Raw genomic sequence first — 25666 nt, forward strand, 5'->3', positions numbered from 1 at the left:
TAGATCCTCCCCTTCGCGAAGCGTTGGGGAGGGGGACCGCGCCCGAAGGGCGTGGTGGAGGGGTCAAGCGTGCCGGCAAACAATCACGCCTATAAGAACGCCCGAAAGCTGCGCCGCAAAATGTCGCTGCCCGAAGTGCTGTTGTGGCAAATACTGAGAAAGCAACCCGGCTACATCAAATTCAGGCGCCAGCACCCGATCGGCCGATATGTGCTCGATTTCTACGTGCTGGACTTGAAGCTCGGGATCGAGGTCGATGGCAAAGCTCACGACATGGGCAATCGCCTGGAACGCGATGATCTGCGCGACCGATGGCTCGAATCGCAAGGAATAAGGATGCTGCGCATCGCCGCGAAAGATGTCCTCGCCGATCCAGCCGCAGTCACGGACAGCATCCTTCGCATTTGCACCGAGAGGTAAAACCCCTCCACCACTCGCTACGCGAGCGGTCCCCCTCCCCATGGCTTCGCCAAGGGGAGGATCTTGGGGTTCAGGCCATCGCCGCCTTGGCCGCGAGGAAGTTGTACGGGTCGATGCCGCGGTTGCGATAGGCGCGGTGCGCTTCGTGATAGAGCGTCGGCTCGCCGATCCCCAATCGCGCACGCGCGGCGTCTAGCGGTTCGGCGAGCAGCGAGCGGATGTCCTGCTCGATGATCGCCTTGGCGACCTTGCCGTTGCGCTGCCCCTGGCGGATCGCGCCCATCACCGGGGCGTCGCCCTTGACGCTGCGCTTGAGCTCATAGCCGCCAGCATAGGCGATGAAGAAATTGCCGTAATTGCCCGTCTGACCATAAGTGAAGCCGAGCACGCATTGTTCGCCGAGGGCGTCGCGGCCATAGCCGGTCAGGATGTGGAACAGGTCATGCGTGTCGCGCAGGCGGTTGGCATACCATTGGAGCTGGTCGTCGAACTGCGGCCGGCCCATCTTCTCGCTCTCGGCGACGAGCCCCGCGGCCGACAGGCCTTCGCGGCGCATGAAGGTGACATAGGCGTGGCCGACGCTGCCCTCGGGCAGTTCGTCGATCCAGCCATGATCGTCGAGCAGGTCGGGGAGATAGGGTTCGCTAGCCATCAGGCGCTGACCGAGGTCGCTTTCGACGAAGGCGCGCGCGTCGTCGACGAAGCCCTTGCGCGGCAGATTCTCGAAGATGTGAAAGACCTGTTCGGTATCTTCCTTGTCCTTGATCAGCTTGCGGAAGTGCGACAGCGCCTTCAGCGGGCGAAACTTCGCGGGGACACGGTCGGGATGGGAGAAGATGGTCGGGGTCATGGGGCTCTCTCGCGAATCATCTGATAGGACGCAGATAGCATTACTGACACATATGTCAATAGTAGCTTAACGGGCTGGACGCCCCTGCCCTCGCACCGTAACAGGCGCATAATACAGCACAGCGAGACCCCCTCATGAACGAAGACGGCAGAACGGAAAGCGCACGGCTGGTCACGCTCGACGCCGTGCGCGGCTTTGCGGTGATGGGCATATTGGCGATGAATATCGTCGCCTTCGCTATGCCTGAAATGGCCTATGTCTCGCCGCGCGCCTATGGCGGCGACACGGCAGCGGACGTTGCGGCGTGGGGGCTGTCCTTCCTGTTCATCGACGGCAAGATGCGCGGGCTCTTTTCGATCCTGTTCGGCGCGAGCCTGCTCCTCGTCGTCGACCGCGCCGAAAAGTCCGGGCAAAACGCCGCATCGGTGCATTATCGCCGCATGATCTGGCTCGCGATCTTCGGTCTCTGCCATTTCTTCTTCATCTGGTGGGGCGACATATTGTTCCTCTATGCCGCGGTCGGCAGCATCGCCTTCCTGTTCCGGGGCTGGGAACCGCGACGTCTGATACGATGGGCGGTGGGGCTGTTCACGCTGGGCGTGCTGCTGATGACCTTGCTGTTAGGCGGCCAGCTCTTCGTCGCATCGTCGATCGACGATCCCGCCGCGCCGCCGTCGTTGATCGAGGCGGGGCAGAGCGTCCGCGACGAATATGCGAAGATCAACGACGAAGTGCAGCGCGAACTGATATTGTATCGCAGCGGCTATTTCCCGATTCTCGGACACCGGCTGGACGATGCCGCCGATCCGTTTTCGATGGTACTGATCAACCTGCTCGAAACGCTGCCGTTGATGATGATCGGCATGGCGCTGTTCCGAAACGGCTTCCTCACCGGAGCGTGGGAAGCGCACGCTTATCGCCGCGTCGCGTGGCGATGGCTGCCACCGGGATTGATGCTGACCATGCTTGTCTGCTGGCTGATGGAACGGGCGGAATTCGATTATCTCTTTTCGCTCACCACATTCCTGACCTGGGCGCAGCCGGGGCGCCTGATGATGACGATCGGTTATGCGGCGCTGCTCGTCCTGCTGATCCGGCGTCACGCCGACGCCCCCTGGATCGGGCGCGTCGCGGCGGCGGGACAGGCCGCCTTTTCCAACTACATCGGCACCAGCATCGTGATGACGACGATCTTCTACGGCTATGGGCTGGGGCTGTTCGGATGGGTCGAGCGTGCGCCGCTCTATCTGTTCGTGATCGCGGCGTGGGCGGTCATGCTGCTGTGGTCGAAACCGTGGCTCGACCGCTTTCGCTACGGCCCGCTCGAATGGCTATGGCGCAGCCTTGCGCGCGGCGCGAGGCAGCCGATGCGGAAAGGACCGACGCTTCAGTAGCCGACCGCGCGGCCGAAACCCACCGGCTTGCGCTGGACGAGGGGGTTCGCCTCGCGTTCGAGGGCGGCAAGCGTTTCCTCAAACAGCGCGCGCAAATTGACGACGCGTGGCAGATATTCCTCGGGGCTCACCTGCGCTTCGACGCAGTGGCGCGCGAACATCTCGATATCCTCGGTCAGCGCGCCGAGCCGCTCGGCGCCGAACTGACGCGCCTCGCTCTTCAGCGTGTGCGCGGGCATCACGAGCCCGCGCGCGTCGCGGGCACGCATCGCCTCTTCGATCGCGGCGACCGACTTGGTGCCGTCCTCGCGAAAATAGCCCAGAATGCGCACGAAGGCCGCGCCCAACTGGGTGCGGGTCGCGCGGAATTCATCCCAATCGACCAGGATCTCGTCCAATGCCCTGTCCCTCGGTGTTCAAATCGGTCCTTGGTCCCGATTGCCGCCATGCCCGAAGTCGGTAAAAAAGCCGTTACGATGGCTCGGAGGTGCGACGAAAGCCGCCCCATATCGGGTCAGTCGCGGCGGACGCGCCAGCCCCCTTCGGCTCCATCCGCCAGCGTCCAGCCCCGCTCGCCCGCCAGTGCGGCGACTTCGCGCCACGCCTGCGGATCGTCGGCGAGCAATAGCACGTCCGCCGCCTCGCGCATCGCGCGCGCGAGCCGTAGCGCCGGCCACGGGCAGCGCATACCGCGCGCATCGACGACGAGCGCCGCCGACGCCGCGCGCGCCTTATTCGTCATAGGGGTTGCGCGTGTTGCGGAAATTGAGGCGGATCGGCACGCCCTGAAAGCCCAGTTCCTTGCGCATGCCGTTCATCAGATAGCGCTGATAGCTCGCCGGAAGCGCATCGGTGCGGCTGCCGAAGACGACGAAGGTCGGCGGCCGCGTCCGCGCCTGCGTCATGTAGCGCAGCTTGATCCGCTTGCCGCCGGGCGCCGGAGGCGGATTGGCCTCGACCGCGCGCTCGAACCAGCGATTGAGCTTCGCCGTCGAAACGCGATTGGTCCAGATTTCGCGCTGCTCGAAAGCGACGCGCACCAGCGTGTCGATCCCCTTGCCCGTCGCGCCCGAGATGCTGAGCAAGGGCACGCCCTTGATCTGCGACAGCCCATCGTCGAGCGCCGCGCGCACGCCGTTGAACAGCGACGAGGGATCTTCGGCGACGTCCCATTTATTGAGCGCGACGATCAGCGCGCGGCCTTCGTCGAGCACCCGGTCGGCGATGCGCAGATCCTGCGCCTCGAGCCCCTTGGTGGCGTCGAGCAGCAGCACGACGACTTCGGCAAAGTCGACCGCGTGCATCGCGTCGGCGACCGACAATTTCTCGAGCTTGTCCTGCACCTTCGCGCGCTTGCGCATCCCGGCGGTGTCGAAAAGCTGGATCGGCTGGACCTCGCCGTCCTTTTCCCATTGCCAGTCGACGCGGATCGAATCGCGGGTGATCCCCGCCTCGGGCCCGGTGATCAGCCGATCCTCACCGATCATGCGGTTGATAAGGGTCGACTTGCCGGCGTTCGGCCGCCCGACGATCGCGAGCTTGAGCGGGCCGAGCGGTTCCTCGTCGCCCGCTTCGGCGTCGGCCGCATCCTCGGCAGCCTCCATGAAGGGTTCGACGATCGGGCGCAGCGCGTCGAACAGGTCGACCACGCCCTCGCCATGCTCGGCGCTGAGCGCGATCGGACTGTCGAAGCCGAGCGCATAGGATTCCATCAGGCCGGTTTCGCCCTGCTTCCCCTCGGCCTTGTTGACGACGAGGATGATCGGCGTGTCTTCGCTGCGCAGCCAGCGCGCGATTTCCTCGTCGAGCGGCGTGACCCCGGCGCGGGCGTCGATCATGAACAGCGCGGCGTCGGCCTCGCGCACCGCTTTCTCGGTCTGGACGCGCATCCGGCCGGGCAGCGTCGCGGCGTCCTGATCCTCGAACCCCGCGGTATCGACGATCAGGAATTCGAGCCCGAGCAGTTTCGCATCGCCCTCGCGCCGGTCGCGCGTCACCCCCGGCTGGTCGTCGACCAGCGCGAGGCGCTTGCCGACGAGCCGGTTGAACAGCGTCGATTTGCCGACATTGGGCCGGCCGACAATGGCGATCGTCGCGGATCGCGCCATGGCTTGGTTCCTATCTCATCCGGGCCACCCCGGCCCGGACGCCTCAGCGCCAGGCCGTGATGGTTCCGTCGTCTGCCAGAATATACAAGACATTGTTCGCGACCACCGGCGCCTGCGACAGCGACGTCTTGAACTCCGTCGTCGCGAGGGTCGAGCCGTCGGTCGGCGAAAATTCGACGAGCTGGCCTTCGCTGTTCACCGCGATCAACCGCCCGCCCGCCAGGATCGGCCCGGTCCAGCGGATCGGATCCTTCTTCTTCTTTTCGGTCTCGACCCGGAAGCGCGCGAGTTGCTGGAGCCAGCGCACCTTTCCGCTGCCGCGCGCGACGCAGAGCAGCTTGGCGTCGTCGGTCATCGCATAGACCCACTCGCCGACCACATAGGGCGTCGAGATGCCCGCGATCGAGATTTCCCAAGTGCGCTGGCCGGTGAGGAGCTCGTAGCTCGCCATGCGGCCGCCCTGGCCGAGCGCGAAGACGCGGCCGCGGTCGATCACCGGATCGGCGTCGACATCGGACAGCGTCGAGACCGACAGCGCCATCGAGGTGCGCGCAAGCGCATCTTCCCAGAGGTCACGGCCATTCTCGTAACGATAGGCCTGAACCTCCCCGGACGAAAAGCCCGCGACGATCGTGCCCTGTCCCGCCGCCGGCGAAGCGGCGCCGAAGACGCTGCCCGGTTCGAGCGACGCGGTCGCCTGCCACTGAACCGCGCCATTGGCCTGATTCAGCGCGAAAATCTGATTGTCCTGGCTGATCACATAGACGCCGCCGAAGGCGATCGTCGGTGCGCCGCGCAGCGGCCCCGCGGGCTTCGCTTTCCAGAGCACGTTGCCGTCGGCGACGTTGAGCGCCGCGACATCGCCCGATCCACTGGTCGCATAGACGACATCGCCGTCGACCCCCGCACCGCCGCCGAACAGCGAATCGCGATAATCCTTCGCCGTGCTGCCGATCGACGCGCTCCACAGCTTGGCGCCCGTATCGGCCGCATAGGCGGTGACGACCGCGTCGGTATCGACGACGAACAAACGGTTGTCGGCAATTACCGGCGAGGAAGCGAGCCGCTGCTTCTTGGTGCTGCCCGCGATATGCGCTTCCCACAATTTGGTGCGCGCGGCGGCGAGCGCGGGGTGGCCCATCGATTTCGACGCATTGCCGCCCGACTGCGCCCAATTCGCGTTGACCGCCGGTTCGGGCAGCACGACCGCGACCGCCTCGATCGCCGGATCGACCTTGATGCTGTTGTCGTTCGACAGAATCGACACGCGCTGGCCGACCGTCGGCGTCTTTGGTCCGCCGTTGCCCTTGAATGCACCGCAGCCGGCAAGCGGCAAGGCGAGCAGCGCCGCGCCCATCACAAAATAGCGTTTCCGCATGTTACTTGGCTTCCTCATTTTTCGCGGCCGCCGCTGCGCCCGGCGTGCCTTTCTGGTCCCCGGCGGCCGGAGCCGCATTGGCTGCGCTTGCGGCGGCGCGCGCGCCCTCCACTTCCGCCTTCAGGCTTTCCGCTGCACGGTCGGCGACGGCATCGACGCCCAGCATTCCCGCCATCTGGACGCTGCGCGATTGCAGCGTCTTGGCGACATCGGGCAGCTTCGCAATCCGGCCATATAGCTGGCCGGCCTGATCATATTTTCCCTGTTGATAATAAGCCGCGGCGCTGAGCTCGGCAGCGCTCGCGAACCAGCTCGACGCCGGATCCTTGGCATCGACGATCGGTTTCAGCCGCGCGATGATCGCCTCGGGCTTCAGCGTGTCATATTCGAGCGCGGTCTGGCGAATCAGCGCCATGTCGCGCAGCGACTGGTCGAGCTTGGTGTCGGCCGCGACCTTGGCGATCAGCGCGGCCGCCGCCTTGAGGTCGCCGCTCTTCGCCTTCAGGTTCGACTGCTCGATCAGCGCCGCGGCGCGATAGGCGGGATTGCCTTCGCCTTCGAGCGCCTTGAGTTCGGCGGTCGCAGCGGTCGGCTGCCCTGCATTGACCTTGTCGAACGCGGCGATCAGCGCCTCGGCCTTTTCGCCGCGCGCGATTTCCTGCCGGTGCCCCCAATAGAGATAGCCGCCGAACGCGAGCAGCGCGGCGACCGCCCCGCCGAGAATCCAGCGTCCATAGCGCTGCATGATAGTGTCGAACTGATCCTTGCGGACGGCCTCATCGACTTCCTGCAAAAACGCGTCGTTGCTGTTCGTCGGGCTCAGCGCCAATCAAACCTCCATCACATCTCATTGGCCCCGGACCATATCAGCCGGCCGGCCGCTTCCTTAGCGACGGCGCCGGAAAAGGCCAAGCGATTCACTTGCGCGCGTTGCCGGCCTTCACCCTGCGTAGATCTGATCGGCTGTCGGAAATGAACGCGCCCTGACTTCTTCGGCATAATCCTGAACCGCACCGCTGACGACGCCCGCCATGTCCTGGTAGCGCTTGACGAATTTGGGCACGCGTTCGAACATGCCGAGCATGTCGTCGGTCACCAGCACCTGGCCGTCGCACTGCGCCGACGCACCGATGCCGATCGTCGGGCAATCGACCTTGTTGGTGATCTCGATCGCGATCGATTCGAGCACGCCTTCGATCACGATGGAAAAGGCGCCCGCCTGCGCGACCGCGACCGCATCCTCGACGATCGAGCGCGCTTCCGCGTCGCTCTTGCCGCGCACGCCGTAACCGCCGAGGATGTTCACCGCCTGCGGCGTCAGCCCGACGTGGCCCATCACCGGAATGCCGCGCTGGGTGAGAAATTCGATCGTCGGGGCGAGCACCTTGCCACCCTCGACCTTCACCGCTGCGGCGCCGGTTTCCTTGAGCAGGCGCGCGGCGTTGTTGAACGCCTGTTCGGGGCTGCCCTCATAACTGCCGAAGGGCATGTCGACGATGACCGCAGCATGATAGCTGCCGCGCACCACCGCGGCACCGTGGAGCGCCATCATGTCCATCGTCACCCCGACGGTGTGGGGCAAGCCATAGATCACCTGCGCGAGCGAATCGCCGACGAGCAGCATGTCGCAGTGCGGATCGAGAAGCTGGGCCATGCGGACGGTGTAGGCCGTCAGCATCACGATCGGCTCGCCGCCCTTGCGCTGGCGGATGCGCGGCACCGTCAGGCGTTTCATCGGCTGCGGCGTCGGGTTGGCGCGGCTGGTGGAAGTGTCGAGGGTGAGGGTTTTGGGGAGCGTGGACATGGCGCGGGGGTCTAGCCCGTCCCGATCCCGAGCGAAAGATCGAACTCGGCCTGCATCGCCTGATTGTAAAATTTCCTTGACTCAATGTTCGATATTTTTAACTTTACGTCATCAATAGCGAACATATGGAGAGTCGTTCGATGACATTTCGCGAGAAAATCGACTGGCTGACGATCGGCGCGATCGTCCTCGCCTTCGGGGGCTATGCCATCGTCTTTCCCTGGGGCCTCAGCGGCGTTCCCGCGCTGGCGGCACAGGGCGGCCTGCTGATCCTTGTCGCGGCGGCGATGACGCTCGCGCTGACCGCCGCCGCCGTGGTGCTCGCGATCCACCGCCCGCGCGACGCCAATGCGCCTGCCGACGAGCGCGACAGGGACATCACCCGCCGCGCCGCCACGCGCGCCTATTATGTGCTGATCGTCGGCGCCGCCTGCTGCTTTGCCCTCGGATATTGGACCGCCGATCTGGCGGCCGTCCTCAACGGCCTGCTCGCCGCGATCGTCGCGGCCGAACTGGTCCGCCTGGCAAGCCAGGTCGGTGCCTATCGGAGGGGTGGATGATGTCCGCCCGCGTCGTCCCACCCCCGACCGAATCCCGACAACGCGAGACTCAGGAACCGACGATGACCTATACCGAGAAGAAGGCCTGGCTGACGTTGGTCGCGATGCTGCTGGCCTATGGCCTCTATTTCGGACTGATCCTTGCCGGCCATCCCGCGGGACGCGAGCGCTTCGCGATGCTGTGGCTGTTCGGGGCGATCGCCGCGACGCAGGCCGTGGCCGTGATCATCGGCCATGTCTGGCTGGCGATCGCGGCGCGCAAGCTGCCCCGCGCACGCGTCGACGAGCGCGACCGCGCGATTGCCGCGCGCGGCACGCGGGTCGGCTATTACGTCCTTTTGACCGGCACGATCATCGTCGGGGTCGTCATGCCCTTCACCGATCCGCCGATGCACATCGTCAACAGCGCGCTGTTCGCGATCGTGGTCGCCGAAACGGTCGGATTGCTGGTGGTGGTGACGAGCTATCGGAGGGGCTGGCATGGCTAAGCCTCCCTTCAGCAACGACATCCGCACCCTGCGCTTCCTGGCGGGCGAGATGACCCAGGGCGAACTTGGCGAGCGCGTGGGGGTGACGCGGCAGACGATCGCGGCGATCGAACAGGGCAAATATTCGCCGTCGCTCGAAGTCGCCTTCCGCATCGCGCACGTCTTCGACAAGCCGCTCGAGGCCGTGTTTCGGTGGGAGGGGGATTGAACATGGGAGTCCGCTTTGGGATGGTTGGCTGCCGTTCATTTCCTTCATCCGTCATCCCCGCGAAGGCGGGGATCCAGCTTGTCGACAGTGAAAGAAAAGCTGGATCCCCGCCTTCGCGGGATGACGGGAAACGGTCGAAACCCACCCTGACGAGGCTCACCCCAGTCCGGCGTCGTTCAACGCCGCAATCTGCTCGCTGGTCAGCACCAACGTCTCGCTTTCCAATATCTCGTCGAGCTGGCCGACACTTGTCGCGCTCGCGATCGGCGCGGTGACGCCGGGCTGCGCCGCGACCCAGGCGAGCGCGATCTGCGACAGTGTCGCGCCGGTCTCGCCCGCGATGCGGTCCATCGCCGCCAGCATCGCCGGCCCCTTGCCCTCCAGATAGGCCTTGGCGCGCGCGCCGCGCGGGCTTTTACCGAGGTCGTCGGCGCCGCGATATTTTCCCGACAGATAGCCCGAGGCGAGGCTGAAATAGGTGATGACGCCCAATTCTTCGTCGATGCACAGGGTCTGGAGCGAGCCTTCATATTGCGCGCGATCGAGCAGGTTGAGCTCGGGCTGCATGACGGTGAAACGCGGCAGGCCCAGTTCGTCGGCGGTGCGCAGCGCTTCGCCGAGCCGTTCGGCGCTGTAATTGGAGGCGCCGATCGCACGCACCGTCCCCGCGTCGACCAACTCACCGAACGCGCCGAGCACCTCGCCCAGCGGCACGTCGGGATCATCCTTGTGCGCGAAATAAAGGTCGATCGTGTCGACACCGAGCCGGTCGAGCGACCCTTGCACCGCCTCGCGGACGCGGTCGGGCTTCAGGCCGCCGGGCATCATCCCGACCTTGGTCGCGACCAGCACCGTGTCGCGCGCGCCGCTCGCCTTCAGCCACTGGCCCATCATGGTTTCGGACTCGCCGCCCTTGTGCCCGGGCACCCACGCCGAATAGACGTCTGCGGTGTCGATCATCCCGCCGCCGCGTTCGACGAAGCGGTCGAGGATCGCGAAACTCGCGGCGCGGTCGGCGGTCATGCCGAAAACATTGCCGCCGAGCACGAAAGGCCGGATCGACAGGCCGCTTTTGCCGAGCGCGCGTTCGGTCATTGGGGAACTCCTTCCTTCACTGCCGGCACCGCTTCGCGCGGGTTGTCGCTGAACAGCCCGTCGATACCGGTCCTCAGATAGGTCTTGATCTCGGCCGCGAGATCGCCATGCCCCGCCGGATTGAGCCCGCCCTTGTCGGCGAGCGGCAGGAAATAATTCTCGCGGCGAAAGGTCCAGGGATGGACCTTGAGCCCCGCGGCATGGGCGTCGCGTACCAGCACGGTCGGATCGCCGAGCGTTCCAATCGCCCCGCGCGGGATGACCATGTCCTTGTTCGGCCCGATGCCGTCGGCATAGGCCGCGACCGCTTTCAGCCCCGCCGGGGTCGCCATCATCGCATAGGTCGCTTTCGGATCGTCGGCGGGGCCGCCCTCACCGTCCATGAGCTGGATCAGCGGCAGGTCGCTCTTCGCCCGGATCGCCTTGAGGTTGCCGACCTCGAAGCTCTGGATGAACACCGGCGCGGTGCGGCCGCGATAGCCGTATTTTTCGAGGATCGCGAGCAAAGGCGCCTCGTGCGGCAGGCCGATCGCGGCGAAATAGCTCGGGTGCTTGGTCTCGGGGTAGACGCCGACCGGATGGTCGCGCCCCTTGTTCACCGCCGCCAGCAAGTCGAGGATTTCGGCAAAGGTCGGGATCTCATATTGCCCGTCATGCGCGGTTCCGCGCAACTGCGGAATGCGTTCCTTCGCGCGCAGCGTCTTCAATTCGGCGAGCGTGAAATCCTCGGTGAACCAGCCCGTCACCGCCTTGCCGTCGATCGTCTTCACCGCCTTGCGGCCCGCAAACTCGGGATGATCGGCGACGTCGGTCGTTTCCGAAATCTCGTTCTCGTGCCGCGCGACGAGCACGCCGTCCTTGGTCAGCACCAGGTCGGGTTCGATGAAATCGGCGCCCTGCTCGATCGCGAGGCGGTAGCTTGCCAGCGTATGCTCGGGCCGCTCGCCCGAGGCGCCGCGATGGGCGATGACAATCGGCGGCTTGCCGTCGAGGGTGGGCTGGGCGGCCATCGGCTCAGCGCCGCAGCCCGAGAGCGCCAGCAGCATCAGCGCGGCGCGCCACCCCTTCATGCCGCAAAGCGCTGCTGCCAGTCATCGGCCGAAAACCCTATGCTGAACGCGCCGTCGGCATCGACCAGCGGGCGCCGGATCATCGCCGGCTGCTCGAGCATCAGCGCCTTGGCCTTCACGGCGTCGAGTCCCTCTTTCTCCGCATCGGGCAATTTGCGAAAGGTCGTGCCGCTTTTGTTGAGCAGCTTTTCCCAGCCGAGCGTATCGATCCAGCCCTGAAGCTGCGCGGCATCGAGGCCGTCCTTGCGATAGTCGTGAAAGCGATGGGCGACGCCATGCTCGTCGAGCCAGCGCCGCGCCTTTTTCACCGTGTCGCAGTTACTGATTCCGAATATGGTCAACGTCATTTTCTTTTCCTTCGAAACCACAGCCTAACTGAGCGCGGCAGGAAATAGGCGCAGCCCAACATGCTGGCACCGGCTATCACCAATACGCAATTCGTCGCGAAGGAGCTCTCAGAAATGAGCGCGTGCAAGTTGGAGCCAGCTAACAACACGCAAACGAAGGCAGCAAGTGAAACTGCTGATCCCATGTGGATCGTCTGACGCGTCACGCTTGGCGCTCCGAAGCGGCCCACGTTTCTACGTGCCTTCCATATAACTCGCAGTTGGGAATGCCGTAGAGGGTCAGGGTCATGAATCTTGGTCGCTCTGCCGATTGGGAGGAAAGGCGGCGACCCTAGGGCAGGGGCGGCCGGTCGGCAATGCGGGCGTTGGCGCTTGCCAATTTTCCGCGCAGCGCGCGCGCGAAGCCTTCATGGAGCGCGGCGGCGACGTCGGGCTGGGCGGCGAGATAGGCGCGCAATCCCGCCGCCGGGATGAACCACAGCCGCGAATTGCAGGTCAGCACGACCGTGCCGGTCGCGTGGGCGCCGTCGAGCACCGTCGCCTCGCCGATCAGCGCGCCGTCGGCGACCGCGCCGACGTCCTGACCGTCGCGGCGGACCGCCGCCGCACCCTCAGCGAGATAGAAGAGGCAGGGCGCCGCCTCATTTTCGCGGATCAGCACCTCACCGCGCCGCGCCGAAATCCAGTGACCATGGTCGATCAGCGCGCGCGCCGCCGCGGGGCCCAGTCCGTCGAAATGGCGCTCGCGCAACAATTGCTCCTCGGCCGAGAAGCGGACCTTGCTCGCGCGCAGCCACAGCCGCGCGATCAGGCCGAGATTGACGAGCAATATGGCAAGGATGAGCAAGGTATAGCCCGTTCCGTGCCAGCCAAGGATGGCGACGGGCAGCGCGAGCAGCGCCGCGATCGCCAGCCCGAGCCGGACATGATCGACCCGCGCGACGAGGCTTGCCGCCAGCAGCACGACAAGCGCCCCATATCCAAACCAGGCCGGATCGAAACCGGTCATAGGCAGCCTTTTCGCATCGAGGCCCTAACCGGGCCACCAGCAGCATGGCGTTATCGCCAACCCCATAACGTTACCGATTACCCAACACCTTGACCGCGACGACCCACGCAGCCCGGTTGTTGCAATAATTTATCAGTTTTTATCGATCGAGAAAAGCATAGGTGCGTAAAAGCCACCAAAATGCTAATTTTCTCTTCCCAAGGGTATGCGCGCATTGCGTCGGCGGCGCATTCACGCCATGGCGGCCCGCGATTCGACGCAGAATGAAGACAAGAGATATGACGCAATCATGGCAACCGCAGAGCTGGCGCACGCACGAAGCGCGGCAGCTTCCCACCTATCAGGACGCCGCCGCGCTGGCGGCTGCCGAAAAGGAGCTGTCGAGCTATCCGCCGCTGGTCTTTGCCGGCGAGGCGCGTGACCTGACCGCCGAACTCGGCCGCGTGGCGGAAGGCAAGGCCTTCCTGCTCCAGGGCGGCGACTGCGCCGAAAGCTTTGCCGAATTCCATCCGAACAACATTCGCGACACCTTCCGCGTCCTGCTCCAGATGGCCGTCGTGCTGACCTTCGCATCGAAAATGCCGGTGGTGAAGCTCGGCCGCATGGCGGGCCAGTTCGCCAAGCCGCGCTCGGCCGACATGGAAGATGTGGATGGCGTCGAACTGCCCAGCTATCGCGGCGACATCATCAACGACATCGGTTTCGAGGCGGCGGGCCGCGAGCCCGACCCGGCGCGGATGATCAAGGCGTATAACCAGTCAGCGGCGACGCTCAATCTGCTGCGCGCCTTCGCGAACGGCGGCTACGCGAATCTGCATCAGGTCAACGCTTGGACGCATGACTTCATGGACCGCAGCCCGTGGGCGAAGAAATATCAGGAAACCGCGGGGCGGATTTCCGAAGCCCTCGCCTTCATGGAAGCGTGTGGGGTCACGCCCGAGACGGTGCCGCAGATCAAGGGCACCAGCTTCTACACCAGCCACGAGGCGCTGCTGCTCCCCTATGAGCAGGCGCTGACACGGCAGGACAGCCTGACCGGCGGCTGGTACGACACCTCGGGCCATTTCCTGTGGGTCGGCGACCGCACCCGCTTCGAGGGGTCGGCGCATATTGAATATCTGCGCGGCATCGGCAATCCGGTCGGCATGAAATGCGGGCCAAGCCTCGAGCCCGACGTGCTGCTGCGCCTGCTCGACACGCTGAACCCCAATCATGTGCCGGGGCGGATGACGCTGATCACCCGCTACGGCCACGACAAGATCGAGGCGCATCTGCCGAAGCTGGTGCGCGCGGTGAAGGAATCGGGGCATCCGGTCGTCTGGTCGTGCGACCCGATGCACGGCAACGTCATCAAGACCTCGACCGGCTACAAGACGCGGCCCTTCGAGCGCATCCTCGCCGAGGTGCGCGGCTTCTTCGCCGTGCACCGCGCCGAGGGCACGCATGGCGGCGGCATCCATATCGAGATGACCGGCCAGAACGTCACCGAATGCACCGGCGGCGCGATGGACGTGACCCAGATGGACCTCGCCGACCGCTATCACACGCACTGCGACCCGCGGCTCAATGCGGGGCAGTCGCTGGAACTGGCGTTCCTGCTGGCGGAAATGCTCAATCAGGAAATGTCGGACCGGGCGAAGCAGGCGGCCTGAGCCCAACCATTTTGGTGTGCCCCCGCGAAGGCGGGGGCCCATCTCCTGTTGTGCCGAAATTAAGCGGCAGATGATGGGTCCCCGCCTTCGCGGGGACACGCTGCTTTATTTCCCCTTATTTGGCTTTCCCCGGCCAGCGCTGCGTATCAGCGAAGGCGCGGCCCAGCGCGACGTGCAGGTCGGCATCCTCGGCCGCGCCGCCGAGCGGCACCTTGTCGGAGAATTCGTCGGCGGGCTCGTGATAGTCGCTGCCGAGGAATTTTTCGAGCAGCGCCATGTCCGAAAAGCTGCCGCCGACCATCAGCGAGGTCACGCCCTTGGCGCCGAGCGCCCAGCCGTCCTGCCGCTGAATGAAGGGATCGGCCTCGCCGTCGTCGTCGATCTTGCGGCCGAGTTCGCCCGCGACCGCGCGCACCATCGCGTCATAGGCGGGCTTGCCGCGGCCGATCGTCGCGACCGGGGTGCCGCGCGGAGAGATGGCTATGGTGTCGATGTTGAGCGCGACGGTGATATCCGAAAGCGGCACGACCGGATAGTCGGCGAACCAGTGTGCGCCGAGCAGCCCCTTCTCCTCCGAGGTCGTCGCCATGAAATAGATGTCGCGATCGGGCCGCGCGCCGCCGGCGAGCCGCTTTGCGACCGCGATCAGCACCGCGATCCCGCTCGCATTATCGACCGCGCCGTTGCAGATGCGATCTTTCGGATCGTCGGGGGCGCAGATGCCGAGATGGTCCCAGTGACCGAGGAACAGCACCGCCTTGCCGTCGGGCTTTGCACCGGGCAGCTTGGCGATGATGTTGTTGCTCTGGTAGGCGCGCACGGTTGCCGTCGCCGTGATGTCGGCGGTCACGGGCAGCAAGGCGCCCTTGTAACCCGCCGCCTTAGCCGCCGCGCCGAGCGCGGCGCCGTCCCGCCCCGCCCGCTTGAACAGGGCGTCGGCGGCTTCGGGCGACAGGAAGCCGGTGACCGACGCGCCCGCCTTTGCGGATGCCAGCCGCGTCGTCGTGCGGCTCGCCGCCTCGCGAAGCTGCCACCACGGCACCGCGTCGGTCGCGATGACGAGCACTCCCGCCGCGCCCGCATCGGCGAGCATCTGCCGCCGTTCGCGATAGCGCGGCAAATCCTTGCCGAACGGCGCGGCGTCGAAAAGCATGATCGCGAGCTTGCCTTTGACGTCCGCGTTCACCCTGCCCGCGCCGTCGATGCCGTATCCCACGAAGACGACCGGCACGTCCGCGAGCGACACCGACGCGTCGCGGCCGGTCAGGACGATGCCGTCGTCGTCGAACGCCAGATCGCCGCCGCCGGCCTTGAACGTTGCGCTTCCCCCCGTTGCCTGCGTCTCGACCAGCGGCACCCCCTGGAGCCACGGCGTCGCGCTACCCGGAACGGGCTCGAGCCCCGCCTTCGCCCATTCGCCGACGATATAGGCGATGGTGCGATCCTCCCCCTCGGTGCCGGGCCCGCGCCCCTCGAAGGCATCGCTGGAAAGAATGCGGATATGGTCCGCGAGTTCGGCCTCGGTGACCGGCGCATCGGCATCCTTCGCGTAACTTGCGGGCGCGATGGCGATCAGGGCGGCGGCCGCGATGGCGGCCCGGAACGGGAGGATTTTCATGGGCCCGCCGCATGGCATGGCCGGATTGAGCAGGCAAGGCGCGTTCGTCGAACGACGGACGGCGGGCGCAACAGTGCTGGATTGGATTCGGACAGAGGCGCAGAGAACGCAGAGGATCGAAACTTTTTGTTCACGCGGAGACGCGGAGGCGCGGAGAAATGGCGATTGCCGCAAAGCGGCCTTTTCCTGCGGTCTCGCGTTACAAACGAAAGTTCGAGAAAGGGAGGGGCCTGTCGGCCCAATCATCTCCGCGCCTCCGCGTCTCCGCGTGAACAAAAATCTTTACGCTCTCTGCGCTTCCGCGCGAATTGATTTACCGGCGTTTCAGCAACGCGCGGGCGGCGGCGACGTGCATGTCCTCGATCATCCGTCCCTCGTGCCGCTGCGCGCCGCCGGTCGCAGCCGCGACCAGCGCCTCGGCCGCAGCGATCTCGCGCGGCGAGGGTGCGAAGGCAGTATTGCACGGGTCGACCTGCGACGGGTGGATCAGTGTCTTGCCGTCGAAGCCGAGCCGTCGCCCCTCGGCCGCTTCCGCTGCGAAGCCCGCCGCATCGTCGATCGCATTATAGACGCCGTCGAAGCACCAGACGCCGCCCGCGCGCGCCGCGAGCACGATCGCCTGAATCGCATGGCTCATCGCACCGCGGTCCATGCCATCGGGCAGCTTCAGTTCGTGCGCAAGGTCGTTGAGCCCCGCGATCAGCCCGTGCGTCGCGGGATCGGCGGCGATAGCGCGCGCCGCATAGATGGCGGCCGGGGTCTCGATCATCGCCAGCAGCGGCACGCCGAGCGGGCGCGCCGGGTCGAGATCCGACGGCGCGTCGACCTTCGGCAGCACCACGGCATCCAGCGCCAGCCCGGCGACAGCGGCAAGGTCGTCGGCCTGATGCTCGCTGCCCGTTCCGTTGATCCGCACCGCGACGCGTTTGCCGGGAAAGCCCGCCGCGACCGCCGCGCGCATCGCGGCGCACGCCTCCGCCTTGCGGTCGGCCGGAACCGCATCCTCGAGGTCGATGATCAGCATGTCGGCGGCGAGCCCCCGCGCCTTGTCGAGCGCGCGGGCGTTCGAGCCGGGAACATAAAGGAGCGAGCGGGGAGCAAAGTCGGTCATGCGCTTTTCTGTGGCGCAGCCGCCGCATTGCCGCAATAAGGAGATGATGCTTTTGTGAGAGAGGGGACGATCGATGGAATTCGCGCTTGCGCTGGTGGTGCTGGCCCTGGTTTTCCTGGTCTGGGCGCTAACTCCGGTCCGGCAGGGCTATGCCTATACGATCGAACGCTTCGGCCGCTACACCCACACCGCGCAGCCGGGGCTCAACTTCATCATGCCGATCTTCGACCGCGTCGGGCGCAAGGTGAACATGATGGAGCAGGTGCTCGACATTCCGGGGCAGGAGATCATCACCAAGGACAATGCCATGGTCGCGGTCGATGGCGTCGTCTTCTTTCAGGTGCTCGACGCCGCCAAGGCGGCCTATGAGGTCAGCGACCTCTATCTGGCGATCATGAACCTGACGACCACCAACCTGCGCACGGTGATGGGGTCGATGGACCTCGACGAGACGCTGTCGAAGCGCGACGAGATCAACACCCGCCTGCTGCATGTCGTCGACGATGCGACGACGCCGTGGGGGGTCAAGATCACCCGCGTCGAGATCAAGGACATCCGCCCGCCCGCCGACATTTCGAACGCGATGGCGCGGCAGATGAAGGCCGAACGCGAGAAGCGCGCCAACATCCTCGAAGCCGAAGGGATGCGCGCTTCCGAGATCCTGCGCGCCGAGGGCGAGAAGCAGGGCCAGATATTGCAGGCCGAGGGCCGCCGCGAAGCCGCCTTCCGCGACGCCGAGGCGCGCGAGCGCGAGGCCGAGGCCGAAGCCAAGGCGACGCAGATGGTGTCCGACGCGATCGCGGGCGGCAATGCGCAGGCGATCAATTACTTCATCGCGCAGAAATATGTCGAGGCGGTGAGCCAGTTCGCGACCAGCCCGAACGCCAAGACGATCCTGTTCCCGGTCGAGGCGACGCAGCTCATCGGCACGCTCGGCGGCATCGGCGAGCTCGCCAAGGACGCGCTCGAACGCAAGGGGGCCTGAGATGGCGGACTGGCTGGCGAACATGGAACCGCACTGGGCGTGGCTCTCGCTCGGCGTGCTGCTCGCCGCGGCCGAGATCGTCGCGCCCGGCTTCTTCCTGATCTGGCTCGGCGCCGCGGCGATCGTCACCGGCGTCTTCGCATGGATCGTCCCCGGCGTCGCCGACAGCGTTCCGGCGCAGCTCGGCATCTTCGCGGTGCTATCATTCATCGCGCTCTACAGCGCGCGTCGCTGGCTGAAGGCGAACCCGATCACCACCGCCGATCCCAACCTCAACCAGCGCGCGGTGCGGCTGGTCGGCGAGGTGCTGACGGTGACCCGGGCGATCGAGGACGGCCGCGGCCGCGCCAGGGTCGGCGACGGCGAATGGCCGGTCCACGGCCCCGACGCCGCCGAGGGCAGCAAGGTCCGCGTCGTCAGCGCCGACGGCGGCGTGCTGGTGGTGGAAGCGGCTTAGCCAAATCCGTCATTGCGAGCGGAGCGAAGCAATCTCCCGCTATCGACCTTGCGCAAGGTCGATAGCGGGAGATTGCCGCGTCGCCTTCGGCTCCTCGCAATGACGGTTCATCCCCCCCCTGGGCCGCGAATAGATCGCCACCGCATGGCCCAGTGCGTCGCTTTCGCCGATACGGCGAAAGCCCAGCTTCGCCGCCACCCGCTCCGATGCGAGATGGCCGGGATCGATGATGCAGCGCACTTCCTTTGCGTCGAGGGTCGCGTCGGCCCAGCCGAGCGCCGCGGTCATCGCCTCGGTTGCATAGCCCGCGCCCCAATGGTCGGCGTCGAACGCCCAGCCCGCCTCGGGACAATCCTCGAGCTCGGGGATGCCGCGGCAGAAATAACTGAGCCCGCCCATACCGACCAGCGCGTCGCTCGCCTTGTCGGCGAACACCCAATAGCCGAAGCCCATCACCGGCCACAGCCCCGCCGAACTCAGATATTTGGCCCAGCTCACGTCGGGCGCGCGCGGCTCGCCGCCGATGAAGCGGGTGACGCGCGCGTCGGCCCACATCGCGATATGGACGTCCTTGTCGGCAAAACGCATCGGCCGGAGGCGAAGGCGGTCGGTCTCGATGAGCGGGGGCGATGTGATCATCGCGCCGACATGCCGCAGCGGGCCGAGTGGCGTCAATCGGGAACGAGGAAATGGTCGAACAGGTCGTGGAGCACCGCGGTGCCGTCGACCTGCCGCTTGGCGCGCAGCACCGCGAGCGTATCGACCCGCGCCAGCATATCGGCGTGCCGCAACACGACCTGATAATCCGGCCGGTCGGTGAAGCCGTGGAACAACAGCAGGCAGTCGGGCCTGCCGTGGACGATCGCCTGCAACAGGCAGGCGACGCGAAAGCGTCCGTCGATCAGCACCGCGTCGGGGCTGGCCGAAAGCTGGCGCCACACCTGCACATGATAGCGCGGCCAGTCCTGCATCCGGCCGCGATCGGCGGGATAGCCCCGGTCGCCGATCGGCCCGATGTCAGCATGGACAGGCGTGAAATCGATCGCCGCGCGGGCGAGATTGGCGCCGACCTCGGCCAGCCAGTCTGCGTCGCCGTCGACGCAGACGATTGTCTGAGCCTGCCTTGCGGCGACAAGCGTGCTGTTGCCGCAGCCGAACTGGAGCAGCGAGGCGCGACCCGCGAGTTGCAGTTCGAGCTGCATGATTTCCGCCGCCGTCATCGGTTGCATGACGCCCCCTTCCCCACCGGACAAGGGATATGGGAGAGCGGCGGGCGCGTCTAGGTCCGGACTGCCCCCTCTTTTCGTCATTCCCGCTTTCCCGGGCACACCTATGTTATAACTTGGTGGCGATTTCCATATGAGGGAGGCGGGAAGCCGGGATAGCTACAAAGATCCAGAAAAATCGTCACCTTCGGCCGCTTAGCAGAGAACGGGAAGTTCCTGGCGTTCCCTGCTGCTCCTTGAGTCCATCGGGACATCTTGGATGAGAAGATCGTCCGATCGACAGCTAAAGACGTAGACACGCGGCGAAGGCTTGCCTCCCTCGCATGCGCTTCGCCAGTCCGTCGGCTGGCGTGCCACGGCCGCAAGGTTCACCGTGTCATGCGCGCCCTCAAGGCACATAGCGTCTTGATAGCGCTTTCTCAATTCTTCCGCTCACGCTCGGCACGGAAGGGTCTTTCTCCGGTGTCAGGGCGCCTTGGACCTCATTGGGCATCAGGCAATGGGAACAAAATCCGCGTCCGCGCCGCATCGCCGCATCGTCAAGCAGATCGCCGCCGTATCGTTCTTCTGCCGCCGGACAAAGGGCTTTACATAAACAGGCGGGGTCAACTTCACCTCATGCCGCCCCAGCGCCATCAACTCGCGCCCCCAGTGATGCGCCGAGCCGCACGCCTCCATGCGGCCGCAGCGACGCGAAGAAGGACAGCAACTCCCGCCGGCGCAAAGCCCGGGCAACAACCACCTTGCCGCTCGCATCGACAGCATGGATTTGAAAAACATGCTTCGCCAGATCAACCGCAACGGTCGTGACAGATGAAAGATCGGCTGATAGCTTGCTCATCGGACGGTGCTCCTTTTGGTGGACTTTCGACAGTCACACCGTGGAGGTCCGGGCTTCCCGAATCAAACCCTCAACAGAGCGCCGTCCACACCATCACCGTAATTCTTAATATCAATTAATGTATCGCACCCTGACAGAATTCTCAGAGCCGTCAGGAAGAACGGGATTTTTACGAAATATTCTTGCCGTTATTTCATATTTATATATGTCATCTGTTTTAATGTTTAATAAGTCATTCCCCTGCCAATAAACAAAAATTTTACCGGATCCGCTACCAGAAAATACTTCTTCCTTACCCCCATCTATAAAAAGAACAACTTTATAACTGTTTGAGCAACAAGCCCCTTTATCAGTATAACTTACAACCGCGCGAATTTCCCCGTCCGGGGAGACATAGTCCCTAGATAACTTGGAAGATCCACATGATGAAAGAAAAATAATAATAATAGATATTGATATCAACCTATTCACCATCGCACCTCTTCTGGGCATAGGAAAATCCAGCCCTTATCATATCTAATTGAGACTCTAGCGATCCATTATCAATTAAAGAATAAGCGTTAGCTGCACCTATAACAGTCGGTAAATCGTATCCTAGAGCAGAAGCAGTAGCTCCATAGTTAAAATTTCCGAAATTTTGACCATTGCTGTAGCCTTTATTTTTGTAATCCCAATCCCCTCCAGTTTTAACCTTTGAAACAAACCAAGCCCCTGTCCCACCCTCAAGGGCTGGAGCAGCAAAGATGCTCCATTGCGCACCATAATTCATTGCTCTCTGGCGTTCAGCTTCACGAATGTTTGCATCTAGCTGATCTTTCCCGGGCCCTCCAGAAGGAACTGCGCAAGCTTTGGCCTTTTCCCTTTGCGTTCCCTCTCCGCTGCCATTTCGAGGTGCATAATCGATGATGATGTCGATCGTCCTGAATATTCTGCGAATTGAGAGCCAGGAGCTGCCGCCAGTTACAACTGGACCACTGAGGCCATCATCTACGCATTGCGATTCATCCGCATTGCAGTTTACGCCGAGCCCCAGCGGATCACCGAGGTTCACCGGGTCGGACCCAACATAGTTATACCAGTTCATGCCGTCGGCGTAACCGATCGGATCGGTCTGCATAAACCGCCCCAGCGTCGGCGAGTAGATGCGCGCTTTATAATACCACATCCCAAGTTCGGGGAGCCACGTCTGACCAGTGTAGCCGAACCGCCCGATGTTGCCTGGGGCAGGGATGCCATATTCGTCATAGGCGTTGATGTGGATGGTGGCACCCGATGAGTCGGTGACGCTCACCACGCTGCCCCGCTCGTCGCGCATAAGGAACCGCCGCGTCGCGCTGCTGATCGTGCTGCCCTCGTACCACACGATCGGTTCGTCGGTGCCGGGACCATGGACATAGCGCCGCTGCACGGCGTTACTGCCATTATACTCCCCGATCAGATCAACGCCGTCGTAGAGGAACCGCGTCGTGGTGGGGGATTTCACCGTCTCGTAGAGGCGCCCCAGCGGGTCATAGGCCAGCGTCGTGCTCGGCCCGGTCTTGAGTAGATTCTCGCTCGTGTAGGTATAGGCGTTCGTTCCGTCATTGGTGAGGTTGCCGCGCCCGTCGTAGGTGAACGCGGTGCTTCCCACATTCATGATCCGGTTGAGCCCGTTGATCGTGTAGCTGCGGTCGACATTGTAATGCGCCTGCCACGCATAGGCGTCGTTGCTCCGGCTCACGCTCGCGATCTGGTCCGCCGGATTGTAGGTGAAGCTCTGCGTCAGGTCGTGCGTCGTCGCGGCTCCGCCGAGATTGTTCGTCAGCGTCGACAGCCGCGACGCCGCGTCATAGGCGAAGCTCTGCACGCTGCCGTTGCCATAGGTCACGCTCGTGCGCCGCCCGAGGTCGTCATAGGCATAGGTCGCCAGCACCCCGACACCCGAGGCCGCCCCATTCTCGCGGATCTTCGTCACATTCCCCGCTGGGTCGTAATCATAGGTCAGCGTCAGCACCCCGCCCGGGTAGCTCATCGTCAGCCGCTGACCCGCCGCGTCATATGTGTAGCCGGTCGTCCCCAGCGGCCCCGTCTGGCTCGTCAGACGCCCCAGCGCGTCCTGCACGAAGCTCAACGTCTGCGTCCCCTGCACCACCCCTGTCGCGCGGCCGAGCAGGTCGTAGCTGTAGCTCGTGTCGGGCTCGGTTCCCGGAAGGTCCTTCGCCGTCACCCGCCCCAGCGCGTCGTACGTGTAGCCGATGCTCGTCCCGTCGCGCAGCCGCCGCTGCGTCACGCTGCTCCGCGCGTCATAAGTGAGTTGCTCGTAATCGCTCGCATTGCTGCTGTTCACCCCCTGCGTCGTCACCGGATAGCGCGTCTGCCACAGGCGGTCGAAACCGTCGTAGATATAGGTCGTGCGGTTGTTCTCCCCGTCGACGACATAGCTCAGCTGGCCGTTCGCGGTATAGGCGCTGGTCACGGCGTTCGCCGCCTCCGCCGTCCCCACCGCCGTCTCGACCTTCGTCACCTGCCCCGCATCGTCGTAGCTCGTCCGCGTGATCCGGTCGGGGCCCGCGCTCCCCGTCGTCCCCGCGGTGCAGGCGCTCGCCGGCAGCGATGCGAACACCGCCGGGTTCATCCGCACCGCCGCGCAGCCGAGACGCCCCAGCGCGTCATAGCTATATTGCGTCAGCCCATAGGTCGTGCTGCCCGATACCAGCTTGCTCACGCTCGGCCGGTGGTTGGCGTCGTAGGTGACTGTCTGTTTATAGCTCGTCGCAAACGCGGCCCAGTTCGTATCCGACGTGCCCGTCACCGTGCCATAATCGATCTCGATCAGGTCGCCGGCGGCGGTATAGATATAGCGGACGGCGCTGCGCACCCGCGCTCCGGCGCCGTCAGGGTCGGGCGATATCGTTCCCGTCAGACGGCTATTGGCATCATAACGATAGCTCGTCGTGTCCGCGCTGCCCGCCAGCGGCCCGTCGATCGTGAGCAGATTGCCGCGCGCGTCATAGCTCATCGTCGAGGTCGCGCTGACGCTGCCGTTGCCCGCCGCATTGGTGATCGAGGTCATGTTGCCGTTGGTGTCATAGGCCATGACCGTCTTGACCTCGTCGGCCGTCCCCGCGCAGCTCGCCGTCGTGCGGCACTGCGATATGCCGGTCACCTTGTAGGCGCCCGCGACCTGCGTGTAGCTGTAGCGGATCTGCGGCGACACCCCGCCGACCGCAGGCCCGGTGACGCTCGTCACCCCGCCGTGCGTCGCGTCATAGACATAGCTGGTGACCTTCCCCAGCGGGTCGGTGACGCTGGTCGGCTTGTTGCAGGTCAACGGGTTCGAGCAGGTCGCGGGGAAAGCGGCGGTGCTGACGATGTCGGCGAGGCCCGATCCCGGCTTTGCGACCAGCCGCGTCTCGGTGATGTTGCCGCGACCGTCATAGGTGTATTTGATGTAATTGCCCTCGGGGAAGGTCTTGCGCGTCAGCCGCTTCGCCGTGTCATAGGTAAAGCTGGTCGTGTCGCCGTTTTCGTCGGTGATCGAATCGGGCCTGCCGATCCCCAGCGTGTTGACGATCACCCGCGTCTTGCCGTTGGGATCGGTGATCGTGATCGTCCGCGTGCTCCCCGTCACCGACGTCGAATAGGTCCGCGTCACCCCGTTCTTGGTCGCGGAGGTGACCGAGCCGCCGCTGCTCGTCGTATCGAGCGACGGGGCGGTGTCGCCGGGCTGCTGGACGCTGCCATCGGTCACCGTCGTCACCTCGCCCGACGGGTCGGTCACCTCGGTGACGCCGGTCGACGGGGTCGCATAGCTCACCGTCGATTGCGGCACCGTCGTACTGACCGCGGTGTTGTAGAAGCTTGCGGAAGTGCGCGTGGACCACGACGCGGGCGGCGGCGCGCTGCCTCCCCCACCGACAGGCCCGCCGCCGCTGCTCGCATAGGTGAACTTGATCCGATAGCCGTAGCCGTTAGTGATCATCCACAGCCGCTTGCTGTAAATTTTTACCGGCTGCGTCCCCTGCGGCACACCCGGATAGCTGTAGAGCTGGAACGACAGCGTGACTGTACGCCCGTCGGGCGCAGTGATCGTGGTCGGCAGCAGTTCGCAGCTCAATGCCGTGCCTTCCGAGCCGCAGAAGCTGTTGAGGAGTCCGTCGGAGCCGCCGGGCGTATTCTGATCGGTGAAGGTCACCGATGTGCCGTCGGGGCGGCGGTAGGTATAGCTGTTGGAGCCGCCGGTCAGCGTCGCGCCGTCGGACTTGCTCGAAACGCCGTTGACGAACGTGTCGCCGGTCCCGTCAGCCAGGCCGATGCGGATGGTCGTCGTCGTTCCGCTCCGCGTCAGGATGAAATAATAGCCGTCCCACTGCGTCGGCGCGAACTGGTTGTTCTGGCGCACGAGCGAGAGCTTCGCATCGCCCGAGCCGATCGACGCCTCGGGCACGTCGAGGACGAGGTCGCCGGTAATCACGTCGACCCCGTTCGCGTCGAGATTGCGGAACGCGGGCGACGTCTGCGCCAGCACCGCCTGCGGCCCGCAGGCTCCGGCCAGCAACAGCAGCGCGGCCGCCGCGCGCACGATCCAGTCGCCGATCCGCCAGCAGCCGGTCCGTCCCCCGGCCCGCTTCCCGATCCCGCCGTCGCCCCGATTTCGCATCCGCTTCCCCCTTTGCCGAAAAACCCCGTCGCGTTCGATCAGGGCGGCGGATTGGGCGAATTGGTTACCTTTAGCCGGGTGCGGTTGTCGGCCTTGTCGTGCGTATATTCGACGGTGACATTGTTGTTCACCGTGCCGGTGCGAACCACCTTCACCAGCCGGCCCCTGGCATCATAGCTGTAGGTGACGGTTTCCGATGCGAAGGCTGGTGTTGCCACCGCCAACAATGCCATTCCGGCTATCGATCCGCGAACCATGTTCATGCGAAGCCGCTCCCCTCTTCGCGCCGAACCTCGAAAGGGACTCGGCTCTATTCCCAAGGGCTATCGTGCCAAGCAATTGTAGGAAAGGCAGATTCCGCCTCCAAACCCCACAATCGTCACCGATATGGTTTCATCGGAAAACG

General features: G+C 64.7%; 26 protein-coding genes and 1 pseudogene. 8 read left to right on the forward strand and 19 right to left on the reverse strand.

The features are described 5' to 3' along the window. The first annotated feature begins 69 nt into the window (after positions 1-69). Entirely contained in the window at positions 70-420 is a 351-nt protein-coding gene (locus tag NP825_RS14175) for an endonuclease domain-containing protein (RefSeq protein WP_257544631.1), read from the forward strand. A 70-nt stretch (positions 421-490) separates the two neighbouring features. On the opposite strand, the gene NP825_RS14180 is transcribed toward NP825_RS14175, so the two are convergent. Beyond that, positions 491-1270 carry a ubiquinone biosynthesis protein COQ4 gene (locus NP825_RS14180; RefSeq protein WP_257544633.1) on the reverse strand — a complete coding sequence of 260 codons (780 nt, stop codon included), beginning with the start codon at positions 1268-1270 and terminating at the stop codon, positions 491-493. A 134-nt stretch (positions 1271-1404) separates the two neighbouring features. Here NP825_RS14180 and NP825_RS14185 point away from each other — a divergent pair, with 134 nt between their 5' ends. Then, entirely contained in the window at positions 1405-2664 is a 1260-nt protein-coding gene (locus tag NP825_RS14185; RefSeq protein ID WP_257544635.1) for a DUF418 domain-containing protein, read from the forward strand. Here the strand turns inward: NP825_RS14185 and NP825_RS14190 are convergent. From NP825_RS14190 to panB, 6 genes are all read right to left on the reverse strand, one after another. Next, complete coding sequence (locus NP825_RS14190; RefSeq protein WP_257544637.1) at positions 2658-3062, reverse strand: Hpt domain-containing protein; 405 nt, start codon at positions 3060-3062, stop codon at positions 2658-2660. The genes NP825_RS14185 and NP825_RS14190 overlap by 7 nt on opposite strands. Positions 3063-3178: 116 nt before the next feature. Next, entirely contained in the window at positions 3179-3406 is a 228-nt protein-coding gene (locus tag NP825_RS14195) for a sulfurtransferase TusA family protein (protein ID WP_257544639.1), read from the reverse strand. After that, the gene (gene der, locus NP825_RS14200) at positions 3396-4772 is read right to left on the reverse strand and encodes a ribosome biogenesis GTPase Der (protein WP_257544641.1); all 1377 of its coding nucleotides are present in this window, start codon (positions 4770-4772) and stop codon (positions 3396-3398) included. Before der ends, NP825_RS14195 begins: the two co-directional genes overlap by 11 nt. Positions 4773-4815: 43 nt before the next feature. Beyond that, entirely contained in the window at positions 4816-6150 is a 1335-nt protein-coding gene (locus tag NP825_RS14205) for a PQQ-binding-like beta-propeller repeat protein (protein ID WP_257544643.1), read from the reverse strand. Between the two features lies 1 nt (position 6151). After that, positions 6152-6979, reverse strand: coding sequence for a tetratricopeptide repeat protein (locus tag NP825_RS14210; RefSeq protein ID WP_257544646.1), 828 nt, complete (start codon positions 6977-6979; stop codon positions 6152-6154). Between the two features lie 111 nt (positions 6980-7090). After that, complete coding sequence (panB, locus tag NP825_RS14215) at positions 7091-7954, reverse strand: 3-methyl-2-oxobutanoate hydroxymethyltransferase (RefSeq protein ID WP_257544648.1); 864 nt, start codon at positions 7952-7954, stop codon at positions 7091-7093. A 140-nt stretch (positions 7955-8094) separates the two neighbouring features. Here panB and NP825_RS14220 point away from each other — a divergent pair, with 140 nt between their 5' ends. The 3 genes from NP825_RS14220 (at position 8095) to NP825_RS14230 (ending at position 9210) form a co-directional block, all read left to right on the forward strand. Then, complete coding sequence (locus tag NP825_RS14220) at positions 8095-8514, forward strand: hypothetical protein (protein WP_257544650.1); 420 nt, start codon at positions 8095-8097, stop codon at positions 8512-8514. Positions 8515-8576: 62 nt separating this feature from the next. Beyond that, on the forward strand, positions 8577-9002 hold the full coding sequence (locus NP825_RS14225) for a DUF2178 domain-containing protein (RefSeq protein ID WP_257544652.1): 426 nt from the start codon (positions 8577-8579) through the stop codon (positions 9000-9002). Continuing rightward, a complete protein-coding gene (locus NP825_RS14230) occupies positions 8995-9210 on the forward strand; it encodes a helix-turn-helix transcriptional regulator (RefSeq protein WP_257544654.1) in 216 nt (71 codons plus the stop codon). The genes NP825_RS14225 and NP825_RS14230 overlap by 8 nt, the downstream gene beginning before the upstream one ends. Before the next feature lie 156 nt (positions 9211-9366). On the opposite strand, the gene NP825_RS14235 is transcribed toward NP825_RS14230, so the two are convergent. From NP825_RS14235 to NP825_RS14250, 4 genes are all read right to left on the reverse strand, one after another. Next, a complete protein-coding gene (locus NP825_RS14235) occupies positions 9367-10305 on the reverse strand; it encodes an aldo/keto reductase (RefSeq protein WP_257544656.1) in 939 nt (312 codons plus the stop codon). Beyond that, a complete protein-coding gene (locus NP825_RS14240; RefSeq protein WP_374046496.1) occupies positions 10302-11375 on the reverse strand; it encodes a glycerophosphodiester phosphodiesterase in 1074 nt (357 codons plus the stop codon). The genes NP825_RS14235 and NP825_RS14240 overlap by 4 nt, the downstream gene beginning before the upstream one ends. Next, complete coding sequence (locus NP825_RS14245; RefSeq protein WP_257544659.1) at positions 11372-11722, reverse strand: ArsC family reductase; 351 nt, start codon at positions 11720-11722, stop codon at positions 11372-11374. The genes NP825_RS14240 and NP825_RS14245 overlap by 4 nt, the downstream gene beginning before the upstream one ends. 331 nt (positions 11723-12053) lie before the next feature. Then, positions 12054-12731 (reverse strand): cyclic nucleotide-binding domain-containing protein, encoded by a 678-nt coding sequence (locus NP825_RS14250; protein ID WP_257544661.1) that lies wholly within the window; start codon positions 12729-12731, stop codon positions 12054-12056. Between the two features lie 278 nt (positions 12732-13009). On the opposite strand from NP825_RS14250, the gene NP825_RS14255 reads away from it, so the two are divergent. Beyond that, the gene (locus NP825_RS14255; RefSeq protein ID WP_257544663.1) at positions 13010-14383 is read left to right on the forward strand and encodes a class II 3-deoxy-7-phosphoheptulonate synthase; all 1374 of its coding nucleotides are present in this window, start codon (positions 13010-13012) and stop codon (positions 14381-14383) included. 115 nt (positions 14384-14498) lie between these two features. Here the strand turns inward: NP825_RS14255 and NP825_RS14260 are convergent, their stop codons facing one another. Further along, complete coding sequence (locus NP825_RS14260) at positions 14499-16001, reverse strand: M28 family peptidase (protein ID WP_257544665.1); 1503 nt, start codon at positions 15999-16001, stop codon at positions 14499-14501. A gap of 313 nt (positions 16002-16314) precedes the next feature. Beyond that, entirely contained in the window at positions 16315-17112 is a 798-nt protein-coding gene (locus tag NP825_RS14265) for a CoA ester lyase (RefSeq protein ID WP_257544667.1), read from the reverse strand. 73 nt (positions 17113-17185) lie between these two features. Between NP825_RS14265 and NP825_RS14270 the strand changes: the two genes are divergently transcribed. Both NP825_RS14270 and NP825_RS14275 read left to right on the forward strand, forming a co-directional pair. Beyond that, complete coding sequence (locus NP825_RS14270; protein WP_257544669.1) at positions 17186-18097, forward strand: SPFH domain-containing protein; 912 nt, start codon at positions 17186-17188, stop codon at positions 18095-18097. 1 nt (position 18098) lies between these two features. Next, positions 18099-18554, forward strand: a complete 456-nt coding sequence (locus NP825_RS14275) for an NfeD family protein (RefSeq protein ID WP_257544671.1) — start codon at positions 18099-18101, stop codon at positions 18552-18554. A gap of 39 nt (positions 18555-18593) precedes the next feature. Here NP825_RS14275 and NP825_RS14280 read toward each other — a convergent pair whose 3' ends face one another. The 6 genes and pseudogenes from NP825_RS14280 to NP825_RS14305 all read right to left on the reverse strand — a co-directional run bounded on the left by NP825_RS14280 (position 18594) and on the right by NP825_RS14305 (position 25523). Next, positions 18594-19193 (reverse strand): GNAT family N-acetyltransferase, encoded by a 600-nt coding sequence (locus tag NP825_RS14280; RefSeq protein ID WP_257544674.1) that lies wholly within the window; start codon positions 19191-19193, stop codon positions 18594-18596. Positions 19194-19225: 32 nt separating this feature from the next. Then, positions 19226-19783 carry a hypothetical protein gene (locus NP825_RS14285; RefSeq protein ID WP_257544676.1) on the reverse strand — a complete coding sequence of 186 codons (558 nt, stop codon included), beginning with the start codon at positions 19781-19783 and terminating at the stop codon, positions 19226-19228. Between the two features lie 495 nt (positions 19784-20278). Beyond that, positions 20279-20621, reverse strand: a pseudogene (locus NP825_RS14290) (IS110 family transposase); the annotation flags it as partial. Between the two features lie 111 nt (positions 20622-20732). After that, positions 20733-21095 (reverse strand): hypothetical protein, encoded by a 363-nt coding sequence (locus tag NP825_RS14295; RefSeq protein ID WP_257544678.1) that lies wholly within the window; start codon positions 21093-21095, stop codon positions 20733-20735. Next, entirely contained in the window at positions 21085-25260 is a 4176-nt protein-coding gene (locus NP825_RS14300; RefSeq protein ID WP_257544680.1) for an RHS repeat-associated core domain-containing protein, read from the reverse strand. The genes NP825_RS14295 and NP825_RS14300 overlap by 11 nt, the downstream gene beginning before the upstream one ends. Before the next feature lie 38 nt (positions 25261-25298). Further along, entirely contained in the window at positions 25299-25523 is a 225-nt protein-coding gene (locus tag NP825_RS14305) for a hypothetical protein (protein WP_257544682.1), read from the reverse strand. Positions 25524-25666: the final 143 nt, after the last annotated feature.

It is taken from the genome of Sphingopyxis sp. DBS4 (assembly GCF_024628865.1).
In the GTDB taxonomy this organism is placed as follows: Bacteria; Pseudomonadota; Alphaproteobacteria; order Sphingomonadales; family Sphingomonadaceae; genus Sphingopyxis.